Genomic DNA, 16,193 nt, shown 5'->3' with positions numbered 1-16,193 from the left:
TGGTATGTATGTTCAAAATCTGGTATCCGAGATCGCCTCACGGGTCAATCACGACCGCGCCAAAGCGGCGTCCGGGAGATGGCCGTATCCGGGGCATCGTCGAGCAGGATCGGCGGTCGCGTATCGGGTGCGGAGACCGCGAGTTGGAGGCCTTCGATCGTCAGCCCACGCGCATGCCGCACCCATAGCCCCCAGGCCGGCAACGGGCCGAACATGCTCGGTTCGGGATACGCGCTGGGATGCTCCTCGGGACGGCGCGCGGCGTCGGCCTCGGTGCCTCCGCCGTTATAGGTCAGCCTGATATTCTCGAGCCTCACGTTCTCGATCGGATGATCGACGAGGCCCGCGATCGCCGCGGAATATCGATGGTCGATACCGGTCGCGTCCAAGTCGCTGATCGCGACGTCGCGGATGGCGCCGATCCCGGTCCCCGGCGGCCCGCGCCGGCGATCGCCCAGCCGCAGGAAGATCGGCGCGGTGGTAATGTCGCGCATCGTCAGGCGGCGCGCGACGACATGTTCCATCACTCCGCCGTCGACCGTCTCCAGCGCGAGACCGCGGCAATGGGTGAAGAGGCAATCCTCGATCAGAATATCGCGATAGCCGCCGTTGCTCTCGGTTCCCAGCTTGATCCGGCCCGTCACACGATCGCGATCGGGCGCCAATTGCTGCGTCTTGCGACGAGTGCCATTTAGCATCGTGCCCAGATCGTACCCTGACACCGCGCAACGCCGCACCGTCACGCGTTCGGCGCGGATCGCGCGACCCAGCGCATAGCTGGCCTTGACCACGATCGCGTCGTCATTGGGCGTGTTGACGCGGCAATTCTCGACCAGCGCATCCTGCACGCAGTCCAGGTCGATGCCATCGCGCTCGGTGTCGATCGTGAGATCCTGGATCGTCAGGTCGCGCGTGCCCGTGGCGAGGATCGCGAAATGCCCGCACTTCAGCATCGAAAATCCGACCAAGCGGATGTTGCGGCCGTTGCGCAGAGCGATCGCCTTGTTGCCCGCTCCGCGCATCGCGGTCACGTCAGGCTCCAGGGCGGCGATCTGAGCGCCGGTCATGCCTTTCATCGACAGCGGGCGCTCCCCGATCTGGGCCTTCCACCGCGCGCCCGGTCCGTTACGCGTCAGGCCCAAGCCGTGGATCAGGCCAGGGCCGGTGATCGCGGCGTCCTCGACATCCTCTCCCCAGATCAGGCTGTTGCGCCAATGGCTATGCCCGAAATCCTGATAGAGCTGGTCGAAATCCTCGGGCGGATCATATTGTCCTGGGTGCCGCGCCGGATCGGCCGCTTCGATCACCGCGCCTTTCGCCAACTGAATGGTGACGTGGCTCTTCAACTCGATCGAAAAGCAAAGATAGCGGCCCGCCGGCACCAGCACGATGCCGCCCGAGGCGCGCGCGGCCGCCGCGATCGCGGCATTGAAGGCGCCGCTGTCGATGACGCGGCCGTCTCCCTTCGCGCCAAACGCCCTGACATCGAACAGGTGCGAAGCGTGCGCCGGGAACGGAAGCAATGCTCCCGCGATCAGGCCGAGGTTCAAGGATCGGCGCGTCAACGTCGTTTGGCCCTGTTCGTTACAGCCTCGCATGTCGCGCGTCTTTCGGTCGGCGAAATCGTGAGCGATCCATCCCATCCACGACCGCAAAAGGCGACCGGCAACCCGCTGGGCAGCCGGTCGAGGGGAGGAAACGGTGATCCCTCAGCGTCAGAACTTGGCCTGCACACCGACGAAGAAGCGCTGCCCGGGATAATAGACTTCCGAGGTGCCGATGCCCTTCACATAGGACTTCGAATATTCCTTGTTGATGTTCTGCATCTCGGCGAACACGCTGAAATGCCATTTGGGGAAACGAAGGGTGATCTTGCCGTCCAGATAGCCCTCGGCCTTGCGATAGATCGGCAAATTGCCGTTGTTCGCGTCGGCGATGGTCACCAGCCAGTCCGACCGGTAATTGTAGTTCATCCGAACGTTCAGCCAGCCCTTGTCGTAGAAGACGCTGGCATTCCAGGTCCAGGTCGACAGGCCGGGATATTCCTTGAGCGGCGCACCGGTCGCCGAATTGGTCAGGTTGGTGCGAATAGCCCGGGCATAGGTCAGGTTTCCCGTCACGCCAAAGCCGTCGAAGGGCTTGGGTAGGAAGCTGAACACCGTTTGCGCGCTCGCCTCGATACCGTCGAGCAAGGCGCCGAACCCATTGACCGATTGACGCACGGTATAGGTGATGCCGTCGTGGAACAGGTCCACCCCACTCCGCGTCACATTGGGTATGACGAAGCTCGATTCGTATTTCTTGTAATAGCCCAGGCTGACCAGCGTATCCTTGTTCGGATACCAGGCCAGGTTGAGTTCCCATTGGTCCGCGCGATACGGCTTCAGGTCGGGATTGCCCGCCGTGCAGACGTCGTCGGCCGCGGCTACGGTGGCGTCGTCGAGGCAATTGATGTTCGGCACGAGGTCGGTCGGCTTCGGGCGCGCCAGATTCTTCGCCCAATTGGCGCGCAGCACCAGATTGGGCGTGAATTCGAGCGCAGCATTGAACGCCGGCAGCACATCGGAATAGCTGTTGTTCAGCGTTGCCTGTTGCGCCGCCAACACCACCGTCTCGGTGCCGCCGGTCGAGGTGAAGCGAGTCACGCGGCTGGTATTGGTGCCAATTCCGCTGTCCTTGGTGAAGGTATAGCGCACGCCGGCATTGCCCGTCAGGCGCATGCCGAACACATGAGTGGCGAAATCGGCCTTCAGATAGCCGGCGGCAACCGTCTCGCTGATCTGGTAGAACGGAATCTGCGGTAGACCATTGGCCTTCAGCACGAGATCCTGATCAAAGCCCGACAGGTCATAATATTTGCTGAGGACGCCTGAGTTGAAATTGGCAAAGGAAACTCGACCCGGAATCTTGTCCGGGGCACCCTGCAGGCCGGTGAACAATGGAGCGCCGCCACTCACCGTGCCGAGCGCATCGATCAGCCCGGCATATTCCGCACGCGTGATGTAGTACGTGTTACCGTTCACGCGCTGCGGCACGGTGGCCGCGTCGACAACGTTGGTCGTGTAGGAGACGTTGGCGCTGCTCTGATAGACGAGCGGTGTGACCCCCGGCGCCGAAATCAGGCGCGAACCGCCGCCGTTATAGGAAATATAATCCTGCCAGCGGACCTGGCCGCCGAATTCGATCATCTTCAGCGGACCGAAATCGACCTGCCAATCGGCGTCGAGCTTCAACTGCTTCTCGGTGTTGCTCGACTGGGCGGGGCGATACTGAAGGACAGGGCCGGCCTGACCCACGTTACCGGTGCGGTTATAGTCGGTGTAGATGTTAGGATCGGCCGGATCGACGCTGCTCGGGTAGGTCAGCACCGGGATGCCCAGGTCATTGCGCGTATCGACCGATACACCAGCGATGCCGGTGCTCAGCGAGATGAGGTTCGTCTCGCCGATCGTGGTCGCCTTTGCGTACGAACCCATGCCTTTGATCTTGAGCCGGTCGAAATCCCAGTCGAAGCCAGAGGTGAAATATTGCGACTTCTGGTTGTACTGGAAATCGCGGCGCTGGACGCCCAGAATGTTGCTCGATCCACTGTAATTGGGAGCCGCGGCGGTGCCGATGTTCACCGAATTCAAGGCGGTCGTATAACTCGTCACCACGTGGTTGCCGTCGACCGTCGAGGTGCCGAGTTTGACCTGCGGCGTCGAGGCCGTACCCAGCGAAGGATCGAGCTGGAAGCGTTGGTAGCGGCCGATATCGAGCGAATAATTGGTGTCCATCAACCGCTGGTCGCGGTTGTTGATCTGCGCTTCGGCATACCAGCGAAGATTGTGCGCGACCTCATATTGGACAGTGAAGTCGCCCGACAGGCGCTTGTCGCGGCGGACCAGATTGCGATAGCGTGGTACCGTCGCCACCCAATCGAAGAACTGCGTCTCGCACGCCGCGCGACGCGTCGCGAAGGTGGCCTTCGCGGTGGCACCGACGTTCGCGCAACTCGCATAGGTGTTGAAGTTCGCATAGTTCGGATCGGCGACGGTCTTCTGATCCGAATGGTCGAAATCGGCCATCCGCTTGAAATTGGTATTGCTGGCGTAATCCTGGCGAGTCGTGACGTCGTCATAAGTGACGTTCAGCAGCACGCCGAGCTTATCGGTGAACAAATGGGGCGTGCCGATCACGAATGTTCCGCGTGGCCGCCAATCCTGGCTCGTGTCGAGATGCTGCGCGGAAAGCACGATACTGCCCAGCGCCTTGGTCAATTCCAGCGGTTTGCGCGTCTCGATCGAGACGGTCCCGCCGATCCCGCCCTCGGTCAGGTCGACGGTATAGCCCTTATAGACGTCGATCGACTTGACCAGTTCGGTCGCCAGCTCGCGAAAGTCGCCTCCGCGCGTGCCCAGCGCCGACACTTGGCTCATCCCGTTGACTTCGACGCGGTTGAGATCCGGCTCGACGCCGCGGATCGACACCTGCACCCCCTCTCCGAAATCGCGGCTGAGCTGCACACCGGTCACGCGCGCGAGGGAGTCGCCGACATTTTTGTCGGGGAAGCTGGCAATGTCGTCGGCGACGATCGAATCGACCACCGTTCCCGCATTGCGCTTCCGCGCGATCGCCGAGCGCAGCGACGCGCGCGTGCCGACGATCAGGATCTCGCCCTTGGTGCCTTCGGACGACGTGCCGGCCTGATCTTCGGCCTGCGGCGCCTTGGCCGTCTGCGGCTGGCTCGCTGTTCCCGGCGCGGGCGAAGGCGGGGATGCGGGATCCGATTGCGGCGGCGTGGCAGGCGCGGTCTGGGCCAACGCTGGCGCGGCGGTGGCGCAACCCAGCGTCAAGGCGAGAACGGAAGTAGTGGTTAAGCGGCGCCCTTTCCGCCAGCGATCTGCAGTCATCGATCTCTCTCCTGTACTCGCGTTTTCGCATTGCCCCGGCGCCCTTCCCGGCCGGCGCGAATTACGCGCTTCTGATTATCTGGCGGCGAAAGCGGTGCGGGCGGCAGAGGCTGGACGGCCATGCGCCACGGTGATTCCTGCGGAAAAAAATCGCACTTTCATCGCCATCCCCTCTCGTGACGCGGCCTTTACCGTCGTCCAGCAGCTTTCGCTTTCGATGCCCACATTGTGAGCACTCGTTTCACTCTATGTTGCCAAAACGTGGAATGCAATCCTATTAAGTAGGATAATTGGATGCTGATCCAGCGGGAGAGAGATGATGCGGGGCTTCGGGAGAATATTGGTCGCGACATCCGCGATCGGCACCCTGTTGACGATGGCGAACGCCGTCGGCGCGGCGCCGCCGCGAGAGGCCGAGCGACTCGATCGCGGGCTGATCGCCTCGCCGGCCAAGGGTGGCGGCTGGCTGGTCAGCTGGCGCCTGCTGGACAGTGACGCACGCAATGTCGGCTTCGACGTCTATCGCGACGGGCGCCGCATCAACGCCAAACCGATCTCCGAGACCAGTTCGTTCGTCGATCCCAGCGGGTCGGCCGCCGCGCATTATACCGTGCGCGTCGCCGGCGCTCCCGTGACAAGGAAGGCGAGCGCCCCGGCGATCATGATGCCCAAGGGGTATTTGTCGATCCCGCTAACCCCGCCACCGGGCGGAACGGAGCCCGATGGAGAAACTTATACCTACACGGCCAACGACGTGTCGGCGGGCGATCTCGACGGCGACGGCCGCTACGAGCTGATCCTGAAATGGGATCCCAGCAACAGCCACGACAATAGCCAGGCGGGTTATACCGGCGACGTTTTCGTCGACGCCTATACGCTGGACGGCAAGCGGCTGTGGCGGATCGATCTGGGCAGGAACATTCGCGCAGGCGCGCATTACACGCAGTTCCAGGTATTCGATTTCGACGGCGATGGCCGCGCCGAAGTGGCGATGAAGACAGCCGACGGAACCGTCGACGGCACCGGTAAGGTCATCGGCGATGCCAAGGCCGATTGGCGCAGTCATGACGGCGAAGTGCCGCAGCCCGATCGTACCGGTGCCAGGCTGCTCGCCGATGGGACCAAAGTGGCGCCGCTCAAGGGCCGCATCCTGAAGGGCCCCGAATATCTCACCGTGTTCGACGGCCGCACCGGCCGGGCGCTGGCCACCACGCCGTACGACCCGCCCCGCTATCCCGGCGGCAATCCGACCTTCGAGCAACTGCGCGACACCTGGGGCGACGGCTATGCCAATCGCGCCGACCGCTTCCTGGCCGGCACCGCCTATCTCGACGGGCGGCGTCCCAGCATGATTTTCGGCCGCGGCTATTACGCCCGCACGGCGATCGCCGCTTGGGATTTCCGCAACGGCAAGCTGACCAAGCGCTGGTTGTTCGATTCGGCGGCGCCCGGCAATGGCGACTATGGCAATCGCGGCAATCACCAGCTCAGCATTGCGGATGTCGACGGCGACGGCCGAGACGAGGTGATCTACGGATCGATGGCGGTCGACGACAATGGCAAAGGGCTATGGACCGACCCGCTCTATCACGGCGACACGATGCATGTCGGCGACCTTGACCCCCTGCGTCCGGGGCTCGAGAAATGGGGCGTGTTCGAGGAAGTGAAGGCGAATGGCGGGCTCGGTTCGGGTCTGCTCGACGCGCGCACGGGCGAAGTCCTGTGGACCAAGCCGGCCGAGACCGACACCGGGCGCGGCGTCGCCGCGGATATCGACCCGCGCTATGTCGGCGACGAACTCTGGGGGTCGAACAGCCGCGACCTGTTCGACGTCCACGGCAAGGCGATCGGCCCGGCGCCGCGGCAGACCAATTTCGCGATCTATTGGGACGGCGATTTTCTGCAGGAGCTGCTCGACGGCACGACGATCAGCAAATGGGATTGGAAGAGCGGCATCGCCGTCACCCTGCTGCATCCCGACGACGTCGCGTCGAATAACGGCACCAAGGCGACCCCAGCCCTTCAGGCCGACATCCTGGGCGATTGGCGCGAGGAAGTGGTGTGGCGCTCGGCCGACAATCGCGAGCTCCGCATCTACACCACGCCCTATCCGACGACGCATCGATTGGTCACGCTGATGCAGGATCCGGTCTACCGCGCCGGCGTGGCTTGGCAGAACACTGCCTATAACCAGCCTCCGCATCTCAGCTATTTTCCCGGCGCGTTGAAACCGAGCGAGACGGCGGCGCAATAACGGTTGCGCCGCCCTTCCCGCTTCATGGAGTGTTCCGCTCGGGGGTCGTCAGCCGGGCCAGCCGTGATCTCGGCTCCACGCCAGGAACAGGTCCAGCCACGGCACCGACGTGCCGTCCTTGTGGTTGGCCGGCGGGCCGTGACCGCCCTTTTCGAATACCATCAATTCGGCCGCGACCTTCGCCGCCTTCAGTGCCTCGAACATCAGCATCGCATTGCGGAACGGCACCACCGGGTCATCGCCGTTGCAGGCGACGAAGCTGGGCGGCATCGACGCCGGTAAATCGCGTTGCGCCGAAAGACGCTGCTGCCATTGCGGATCCGCAGCGTGCGCGCCGAGTAATTCGCGGCGCGACTGGGCATGGACGCCGTCGTCGAGCATCGTGATGACCGGGAAGAACAGTCCCGCCACGACCGGCGCCGCCGACAGGCGATCGGCGGCGTCCTGCGGTTGATAGGTCACAAGCTCGGACCGGCTCGCCAGCCGCGCCGCGAGGTGCCCGCCGGCTGAGAAGCCGGTGACCGCGACGCGCGCCGGATCGACCGTCCAGCGCGTACCCGCGCCGGCGCGGATCACCCGCATGGCGCGCTGCGCATCCTGAAGCGGCGTGTCCGGCCCGGCCGCCCAATTGTCGTGCGGCAGCCGATACAACAGCTCGAACGCGGTAATCCCGCGCGCGGCGAAGTCGCGCGCAATGGCGCCGCCCGTACGCCCCACCGCGACACGGGCATAGCCGCCACCCGGACAAATGAGCACCGCCGCGCCGCTCGGTTTGGCCGGCTTGACCATTGTCAGCATCGGTGAGGCGACATGCGGCCAGGCAATGTCGTCGGCGCCGCCATTGGGCGATCTCTTGACCCATTGCTCGACCACCGCCGGCGTCGGTGCGCCGGGCGGGGCCTTGGGCCAGATCGGGAAGCGGTCGACCGTGACGCCCTCACCCGTTGCGTCTGGCGCATCCGGCGCCGCGCTCAGGGTCGCGGGAAGGGCAAACGATGCGGCGATGGAACCGGCGATCAGTGAGCGGCGCGTCGGCATCAATTGCCCTCCGGACGGCGCGCGTCATGCGCGACGCTGGACGCCAGCCGAAAGCCCGCCGGATCTGGCGGACGAGCCGGATCGAACGGCGGCAGGTCGGTTTTCAAATGCAGCGCCAGCGGTAGCTTCGCATCCGCCAGTCCCTTCGCCACGCACCGCGCCAGCACCCAGGCGCCGTAATTGTCATGATGCGTCGCGTCCTTGCCATTGTCGTTGAAGGCAATAGGCGCCCGATCCGGACCCAGCGCCTCATAAAAGGCCATGCTCATGGCATTGAGGTCGATCACCGGCACGTTGAGCTCGGCGCCGACCGCCTTCACCGCCGCGGCATAGTCGCTCAGGGTCGGGCGGATTCTCGTGCCCGTCCAGAAACGCCGCTCGGGAGAGCTGACCAGCACCGGCGTGACACCGCGCCGGCGGAACTCGGCGATCCAGGTGCGCAGATAGTCGCGATAGGTCGTCTCGGCCGCGGCATAGGTCTGCGGCCAGTTCGCCTTCTGGTCGTTATGGCCGAACTGGATCAACGCCCAATCGCCGGGTCTGGCCAGTTCGAGCACCTTGGCGAAGCGCAATTCGGCCATGAACGACTTCATCGTCTCGCCGCTCTCGGCATGATTGGCGATCGCGATGTCGGGTGCGAAGAAAGCGGGGAGCATCTGTCCCCAGCTCGCCGCCGGCTCGGCCGGCTGGTCGGTGACGGTCGAATCGCCGAGCAGGAATATGGTGGGCAATGTCACCGGTTCGATCGCGACCGCGGTCACGCCGGGATGCTCGCCGAGAAACTCCAATGTCAGTCTGTCGTCCCAACTGAACGAGCCCTGCTCGCGCGGCTTCAGCAGCACTTGCGATCCGCCGGGCGCGTTGGGCGGCGGCGGCGCCAATTTGGCATCGCGCACATTGACGATGAAACTGATGATCGTGTGCCGTCCGGCAGCGACCTTCAAGGCGTCGACCATCAGGCGGCGCGACTCCGCCTTGATCGTTGTCTCGGTCGCCAGGTTCGGCAGGCCGATCGTCACCGTCACGCGGTAATTGCCCGGTGCCGCAGCGACCGAGAACAGCCGATCGCTGCCCGCTTCATAGCCATATCCATCCGCATAGGCGCGGCCTAGCGCGACCGCGACGGTATCGGCGGACGTTGACGTAGCGCCCAGCGCGAAGCGGCGGACTTGAGCGGAAGCGGGCTGGATCGTCGCGGCGGCGATCATCGCGACGATCGGGATCAAGCGCATGACGGCCCGCCCACCGGAATATTGCGGGTCAGGGCGGGGACGTGCGGCGTTACCCGCTTGGAGATCGGCAGGCGCAACGCCTTGAGGCCCATCGCCACCAGGTCGGCGACATGGCGCGCGCCGATCTCGCTGAAATGCGTGTCGTCGGCGACGCCGTTGGGATAACCCGGCGCTCCCGCCGCACCGTCATAATGCAGATAATAGGCCTTGGCCGCATCCGGACCCAACGCCTGGACCATTGCCTGCGAGCTCTTGCCCAGGTCGATCAGTGGCGTGTGCGTTTCCTTCGCCACACGGCGCGCGGCATCGGCATAAGCGGGGAAGCTCGGCTGTTCGACGCCGTCCTTGAAATCGCGGCGCGCGACCGGGGTCAGGATGACCGCCCTCGCCCCCGCCTTCTTCGCCATGTCGAGAAAGCGGTGGAGGTTGGCGATATATTGCTCGATCGTCGTGTACCGTTCGGGCTTGTCGATGCTCGCGTCGTTATGGCCGAACTGGATCAGCAGCGTGTCGCCCTTCCTCAGATCGGCGGCGATCTTGTCGAGCCGGCCTTCGCGGATGAAGCTGTTAGTGCTGCGCCCACCGATCGCGCGGTTCTCGATCGTCACGCCCGGACCTACGGCGCAACGCAGCATCGTGCCCCATCCCGACTGCGGATATTTGTCGGGTTTGTAATCCTGTGCAGTCGAATCGCTGGCAATGAAGATGCGCATTGGCGCTGGCGACGATGCCTGCACACTTGCGGCCACGAACATGGCCAAAGCCCCGATCAGCACGCTGGGCATCCGCATCCTTCTCTCCTTCGCCGTCTTGTTCCGCATTATGCAATCACGTCCTACCAGCCGCAACCAGCTGAGATAATTTGCTACAATTTTCCCAACATGTAGACATTGCTTCTATATTTCGGGACATGCTAGGCGAGTAATCCTGATCCGATAAGACAAACGCGCGGCAACAGCGCGGGATAGGAAGAAGGGGTGACGAGGCAATGGGCATAATCCGGCTGGCTGGCATGCCTTTCGGCATGCACCCCGCGACCGCCACCGACACTAGCCAACATGCGGACGTCCGATCCGAGGTACGGATCGCTCGGAACCCGTTGCCTGTCCGCCGGTCTGCCGGCCCCTGCCGTTGATGGAGAGAGAGATGCACCTGAGCCGTCGCGACGCGCTGAAGGCCGGCCTGTTGGCGGGCGTGACAACCATGCTTCCGATCAGGCTGGAGGCCGCGATGGTCAGCTTCGTCCCCGCACCCGTGCACTGGATCGACGGCCAGGCGCCCGCCCTGCATGGCGGCCAGACCTTTGGCGTCGCCTGGCCACGCGGCACCATCAAGCGCGACACGCCGCTGACCGTTCTCGATGGCGCAGGAAAGCCGGTGCCGTCGCAAGGCTGGACCACCGCGACCTGGCCCGACGGGTCGGTCAAATGGACCGCGCACGCAATTCCCGCCGACCTGTCGCCGGACGCGCTGACCGTCACGCGCGGCCGACCTTTGGCGCCAACCCAGCCGGTCGCGGTCGCGGAAAACGCCGCCGCGATCACGATCCGCATCGGCGACCTCGCTTGGGAAATCGCGAAGAGCGGCGACGCCCTGATCCGGTCGGCGACGCAGGGCGGCAGGTCGGTGCTCGGTCCCGTCTCGCTGGTCGGATCGTCGCGTACCGAACCGATCCATGGCGCCGACACGCCGTTCACCGGCCGGATCGACACGGCGGCGATCGAGCAGCGCGGGCCGGTCCGCGCCGTAGTGCGGATCGACGGTCACCATATGTCGGGCGAGCGCGCCTGGATGCCGTTCACCGTCCGCCTCTACGCCTATGCCGGCTCGACCGGCCTGCGTATCGTGCACTCGGTCGTGTTCGATGGCAGCGCGAGCCGCGATTTCCTCTCCTCGCTCGGCATCAGCGCGGCGGTGCCGATGCGCGGCGAGCTTCACGATCGCCACATCCGCATCGCCACGGATGGCCAGATGTTCGCCGAAGGCGTCCGCCCGCTGACCGGGCTACGTCGCGACCCCGGCAAGACGTTTCGCGACGCTCAGATTGCCGGCCGCGCAACACCGCCGCTCGACCGGATGGCAGGAGCGGTCCGCGCGACGCTGGAGCGCATTCCCGCCTGGGGCGACTTTCGCCTCGAACAGCCGACCGCCAATGGCTGGGCACTGACCAAGCGCACTGGTGGCGATCAGGGATGGATCGACGCAGCAGAGGGGCGGCGCGCGCCTGGCCTCGCTTATGTCGGCGGCCCCGATGGAGGAGCCGCGATCGGCGTCCGCTATTTCTGGCAGCGGCACCCGACCGCGCTGCACATCGACGGCGCCACGAGCGACACCGCCAAGCTGACCGCCTGGCTGTGGTCGCCCGAGGCGCCCGCCATGGACCTGCGCCCCTATCACGGCACGATGGGAATGGAGGGCTATGACGCGCAGAATGAGGGGCTGTCGGTCACCTATGAGGATTATGAGCCCGGCTGGGACGACGCCTCGGGCATCGCGCGCACCAGCGAATTGATGTTGTGGGCGCTGCCCGCCACGCCCGATCACGACAGGTTGGCGGCGATGGCCGCCGCGCAGGCGCAACCGCCGCAATTGATGGTCGCCCCCGCGCACCTCCATGCCGCCGGAATATTCGCCGATTACGGCCTTCCCGACCGCTCGACTCCCAACCGCACTGCGATCGAAAACCAACTGTCCAACCTGGTCGATTTCTATGCCGGTGAGGTCGATCGCCGGTCCTGGTACGGGTTCTGGAACCATGGCGATGTGATGCACACCTATGACAGCGACCGCCATCGCTGGCGCTACGACATTGGCGGTTTCGCCTGGGACAATAGCGAGCTCTCGACCGATTTGTGGCTATGGTATCAGGCGCTGCGGACCGGCGACGCCCAAACCTGGCGCCTGGCCGAGGCGATGACGCGCCACACCAGCGAGGTCGACGTCTACCACACCGGGCGGTTCGCCGGGCTCGGCACGCGCCATGGCGTGCAGCATTGGGGCGACAGCTCGAAACAACCGCGCGTCAGCAACGCCACTTACCGCCGGATCTATTATTATCTGACCGCCGATGAGCGGGTCGGCGATTTGATGCGCGCGCTGATCACTTCCGACCATGCGCTGACCAGTGTCGAGATCGGACGAAAGGTCCCCGGGGCGAAGAAACCGCAATTGCCGCCGGGCACGATCGAGATGACCTTCGGCACCACCTGGTGCCCGCTTGCCGCCGCCTGGCTGACCGAGTGGGAGCGGACCGGCAACACCAAGTGGCGCGATCGCATCGTCGCGGGGCTGGAGACGATCGGCCGCCTGCCGCATGGCTGGATGACCGGGAGCGCGCCGTTCGAACTGGCGACCGGCCGCTTCATCGACCAGAAACGCGGAATCGGGCTGTCCCATCTCAATGCCGTATTCGGCGCGGTCGAGGTCAGTTCGGAGTTGCTGCGGCTGCTCGATGTCCCGGCCTATCGTAGCGCGTGGCTCGAATATTGCCGCTGGTACAACGCGCCGCAGGCCGAATATCTGGCCAAGTTCGGGCCGCCGTTCGGGCCGCGTAACCTGCGCGAGGGGCATTCGCGGCTAACCGCTTATGCCGCGTTCCAGGAGAAGGATGCAGCGCTGGCGACGCGCGCGGCTGGCGAGTTCCTGTCGGGCGATGCCGGACTCGGGACCTGGCCGCGCGACCCGCGGCAATTGGTCGATAACGTGCTCGAATGGCCGGGCGTATCGACCAACGCCTCGGCGCAATGGGGGCTGGCGGCGATCCAGTGCCTGGCCTTGATACCCGAAGCGCTCGACCAGGTGCCGATCGTCGCGCCCGACGCTCCCGGGCGCAAACGACTGGGCGATTCCGGCCGTGACTAGGTCGCCGCCGCACGATCGGAGTAAGAATATGAGACATCTGTCGATGTGGCGCGCCGTGACGATGCCCCTTCTTGCGGTGCTCGCGCCGACGATGGTCGCCCCGCCCGCCATCGCCGCCGGCAAGATCGCCGCCTCCCGGGAAAAGTCGGCCGCTGCTTCGGTGGCCGGCCGGGATGCCGACGATCTCGCCGATTTCGACCGCCGGGCCAGGATGGCGCACGAACTGGGGGCGACGGAGGTGGTCGTCACCGAAGGGCTTCCGATCGCTTATTGGGAGTTGGACGCCGACGATCCCTATCCGGCGTGGTTCGCGCACCACGCAACCCTGTTCAAGATGTTCCCGCCGGCGGCGGTCCGTCCGTTCATGGACGCGGGTTATGCCGCGCGGGTCCAGCGCATCGTCACGCAGCGCTGCCGGATCCTCGCCAGATACGATCTGAAGGCGATCTGGAACGCGAACGAGCCCGGCGTCCTGCCCGAGGCATTCTTCGCCGCTCATCCCGAATATCGCGGCCCTCGCATCGATCAGGTCACGCGATCGAAGAAGGTCTATTTCGCGCCGAACGTGACGAATCCCGATGTCTTGGCCATGTATCGCGAGGCGACCAATGCGCTGCTGTCGGCATGCCCCCAGGTCGAGACGTTTCTCTGGGTCACGACCGATGCCGGGTCGGGGTTCGATTGGGCGCCAGGGCTGTATCCCGGCGCGAATGGCGCATCGGAAAACCGTGACGTGCCGCTCGCCGACAGAGTGGTCGGCTTCATGACCAACATCCAGCAAGCGGCCGCCGCGTCGGGTCATCGGATCCGCATCAACATCAATCAGATACCGCCACGGCCGTGGATGATCGCGACCTTCAGCCCGGACGTGCTCGAAAACATTCAGCGCAAGCTCCCCGCCGATCTCGCGGTGAACGGCAAGGAGAGCCCTGACGGACGCCCTTTCGAGACCGGCATCACCCGCATCGATGACGGTGCCTTCTCACCGGTGGTCGGCCTCGTCGTTCCGAGTTTCGATCCCGTCGCCAGGTCGAGCGGCGCTCATAAGGCCTATCTGCTCGGCGATCGCGAAAGTGAGGATTTCACGTTCCGGCTGCTCAGCTCGACGCGGGATCAGCCGATGGCGACGACGGTCGAGCGGCTCGCCGCGCTGCGGCGGTTCGCGGTATCGGAAGTGGGAGACGGCCAGGCCGACACACTGATCGACGCCTGGAGCGCGCTCAACGATGTGCGGAAGTATCTCGACGTGCTCGACTTCGGTCCGATGCTGCGCATGGGTCATGTGCTCAATCGCTGGATCGAACGGCCGATGGTGCCGATTCCGGCCGAGCTGACCGATGCCGAAAAGGCCGGCTACCGCCGCTTCCTCTTTCAGGCCGGGACCGAAGAATCGGCATCCAATCTGGCCGACATCCAGGCAATGCGGATGTACGAAGGATGGGGCGCACACCTGCTATTCCAACGCGCGATCGAAATATCCATGCCGCGCGTCCGGCGCGCGCAGAAGGATTTCGACGCCCTCGTGGCCGCGGCGAATACGCCCGACGCGGCGGACTATTGGCGGCTGACGAGCAAGCGCGTTCAGGCGCTCGGCTATTTGTTGCAGTCGGCCGACAACATGGTTGGCTACCAGGCCCAGCTCGACCGCGTCACCGCGCTGAGGGTGAAATCGGAAGCCCATCCGGTACTGGGCGTGCAGAACGATTGGGCGCGCGCCGACATGATCAACACCGCGCGACGCGAGATCGATACGGCGGTGGCGCTCGACACTCTGATGTCGAGCAGCAGCCGCCCGCTGTTCGATCTGGCCGCCAGCGATGGCGAGGAGACGATCATGAAGCTTGGACCCAATTTCCAGTCCGTGCTGCGGCAAAAGGTCCGCACCATGAACGCCCATTGGCGCGACTATGACCGACTGTTCACGATGCCGAACCCCTAGTTGGGCGACGATTTTTCAGGATCGCCGATCGCTGCCGGCACGCGGCGGCAGCGATCGGTTTAGTCGGAAGTGGACGCCCGATATCCGAGCGTCGCACCGATGCTGGCCGCTGCCGCCTTCACAGGATTGGCGAGTTCGTCGAGAACCTTGTCGGTCAGATAGGCGGACGCTCCAGCGATGCTGATGGCAACCACGATCTGGCCTTTGTCGTTCCTCACCGGCGCCGCGACGGATCGCACGAAGTCGCCGGCGTCGCTCTCGTGAAGCACCACGCCTCGCGCCCTGTTCTCGCGCATGGCGTCGAGCCACTCTTTCAGCTTCTTCGCGCTGGCCTGGGGTTTTTCGGCCTGGAACAATTTGGTCAGCGCATCTTCCGATTGGTCGAGCAGCAGCGCTTTTCCGATGCCGGTCTCCACGATCAATCGCCGGTCGCCGGGCGCCGTCGCCACCCGCAGGCGCTGCCGCCCGGTCACGCGGTCGAGATGGCGAGACCAGTCGCCCTCGCGCTTGCCGAGGAAGACGCAATAGCCGGTTTCGGCCGACAGCGCCTCGAGATGCGGCCTGGCGAGCCGCACATAATCGGTCTGCTCCTGCGCCATCGATCCGAGCTGGAGAAGCTTCGGACCGAGCGAATAGCCGTCCGGCGTGATCGCAAGGTAATCGCGTGCCCTCAGGGCCTGGGCAAGTCGATGGGTGGTCGATCGCGTAAGATCGAGATTGCGCGCCAAGTCAGCCGATTTCACCGGGCCGTTGATTACTTGATCGAGAATGTCCAACGCGCGCATCAGCGATTGCGCGCCCTTCAACGAAGCGTATGGATCCTTGACGTCGGTATCTTTCGGCATCGAATTCTATCTCCGCGCTAGCGCCAGCGCACTGGTGAATATCGTTTGGTTTCCGTGAGGGTCGCGAGACGAGATAGTTTCCTCCCCGCCCTTTCACTAGCGGTCCGAGGGAGGAAACGGAAGAGAAAGGGG

General features: G+C 64.7%; 9 protein-coding genes. 3 read left to right on the top strand and 6 right to left on the bottom strand.

The genetic code is table 11. The annotated features are described in order from the left end of the window. Positions 1–44: 44 nt before the first annotated feature. Together AC1DRD_RS06135 and AC1DRD_RS06130 are read right to left on the bottom strand one after the other, a co-directional pair. Positions 45–1,565: a rhamnogalacturonidase gene (locus AC1DRD_RS06135; RefSeq protein ID WP_478041201.1), complete on the bottom strand. Its 1,521-nt coding sequence runs from the start codon at positions 1,563–1,565 to the stop codon at positions 45–47. A 150-nt stretch (positions 1,566–1,715) separates the two neighbouring features. Next, positions 1,716–4,892: a TonB-dependent receptor gene (locus tag AC1DRD_RS06130; protein WP_478040731.1), complete on the bottom strand. Its 3,177-nt coding sequence runs from the start codon at positions 4,890–4,892 to the stop codon at positions 1,716–1,718. A 316-nt stretch (positions 4,893–5,208) separates the two neighbouring features. On the opposite strand from AC1DRD_RS06130, the gene AC1DRD_RS06125 reads away from it, so the two are divergent. Continuing rightward, positions 5,209–7,146 carry a rhamnogalacturonan lyase gene (locus tag AC1DRD_RS06125; RefSeq protein ID WP_478040730.1) on the top strand — a complete coding sequence of 646 codons (1,938 nt, stop codon included), beginning with the start codon at positions 5,209–5,211 and terminating at the stop codon, positions 7,144–7,146. A 48-nt stretch (positions 7,147–7,194) separates the two neighbouring features. Here the strand turns inward: AC1DRD_RS06125 and AC1DRD_RS06120 are convergent, their stop codons facing one another. The 3 genes from AC1DRD_RS06120 to AC1DRD_RS06110 are packed head-to-tail and all read right to left on the bottom strand — an operon-like array spanning position 7,195 to position 10,207. Beyond that, a complete protein-coding gene (locus AC1DRD_RS06120) occupies positions 7,195–8,184 on the bottom strand; it encodes an alpha/beta hydrolase (protein WP_478040729.1) in 990 nt (329 codons plus the stop codon). Continuing rightward, positions 8,184–9,416 carry a rhamnogalacturonan acetylesterase gene (locus AC1DRD_RS06115; protein ID WP_478040728.1) on the bottom strand — a complete coding sequence of 411 codons (1,233 nt, stop codon included), beginning with the start codon at positions 9,414–9,416 and terminating at the stop codon, positions 8,184–8,186. Before AC1DRD_RS06115 ends, AC1DRD_RS06120 begins: the two co-directional genes overlap by 1 nt. Continuing rightward, positions 9,407–10,207, bottom strand: a complete 801-nt coding sequence (locus AC1DRD_RS06110; RefSeq protein ID WP_478040727.1) for a rhamnogalacturonan acetylesterase — start codon at positions 10,205–10,207, stop codon at positions 9,407–9,409. The genes AC1DRD_RS06115 and AC1DRD_RS06110 overlap by 10 nt, the downstream gene beginning before the upstream one ends. 355 nt (positions 10,208–10,562) lie before the next feature. On the opposite strand from AC1DRD_RS06110, the gene AC1DRD_RS06105 reads away from it, so the two are divergent. Continuing rightward, the gene (locus AC1DRD_RS06105; protein WP_478040726.1) at positions 10,563–13,277 is read left to right on the top strand and encodes an exo-rhamnogalacturonan lyase family protein; all 2,715 of its coding nucleotides are present in this window, start codon (positions 10,563–10,565) and stop codon (positions 13,275–13,277) included. 28 nt (positions 13,278–13,305) lie between these two features. Then, the gene (locus AC1DRD_RS06100) at positions 13,306–15,216 is read left to right on the top strand and encodes a hypothetical protein (protein WP_478040725.1); all 1,911 of its coding nucleotides are present in this window, start codon (positions 13,306–13,308) and stop codon (positions 15,214–15,216) included. Positions 15,217–15,275: 59 nt separating this feature from the next. On the opposite strand, the gene AC1DRD_RS06095 is transcribed toward AC1DRD_RS06100, so the two are convergent. Next, positions 15,276–16,061 (bottom strand): IclR family transcriptional regulator, encoded by a 786-nt coding sequence (locus tag AC1DRD_RS06095; protein ID WP_478031779.1) that lies wholly within the window; start codon positions 16,059–16,061, stop codon positions 15,276–15,278. Between the last annotated feature and the right edge of the window lie 132 nt (positions 16,062–16,193).

It is taken from the genome of Sphingomonas sp. P4_G2 (genome assembly GCF_056401155.1).
The sequence above is the reverse complement of the archived record's forward strand: the minus strand, read 5'-3'. Positions and strand labels throughout refer to the sequence as shown.

Excerpts from the sequence above, each read along its gene's own strand:
- AC1DRD_RS06095 (WP_478031779.1), bottom strand. The coding sequence starts at position 16,061 with ATGCCGAAAGATACCGACGTCAAGGATCCATACGCTTCGTTGAAGGGC.
- AC1DRD_RS06100 (WP_478040725.1), top strand. The coding sequence starts at position 13,306 with ATGAGACATCTGTCGATGTGGCGCGCCGTGACGATGCCCCTTCTTGCG.
- AC1DRD_RS06130 (WP_478040731.1), bottom strand. The coding sequence starts at position 4,892 with ATGACTGCAGATCGCTGGCGGAAAGGGCGCCGCTTAACCACTACTTCC.
- AC1DRD_RS06120 (WP_478040729.1), bottom strand. The coding sequence starts at position 8,184 with ATGCCGACGCGCCGCTCACTGATCGCCGGTTCCATCGCCGCATCGTTT.
- AC1DRD_RS06115 (WP_478040728.1), bottom strand. The coding sequence starts at position 9,416 with ATGCGCTTGATCCCGATCGTCGCGATGATCGCCGCCGCGACGATCCAG.
- AC1DRD_RS06125 (WP_478040730.1), top strand. The coding sequence starts at position 5,209 with ATGATGCGGGGCTTCGGGAGAATATTGGTCGCGACATCCGCGATCGGC.
- AC1DRD_RS06110 (WP_478040727.1), bottom strand. The coding sequence starts at position 10,207 with ATGCGGATGCCCAGCGTGCTGATCGGGGCTTTGGCCATGTTCGTGGCC.
- AC1DRD_RS06105 (WP_478040726.1), top strand. The coding sequence starts at position 10,563 with ATGCACCTGAGCCGTCGCGACGCGCTGAAGGCCGGCCTGTTGGCGGGC.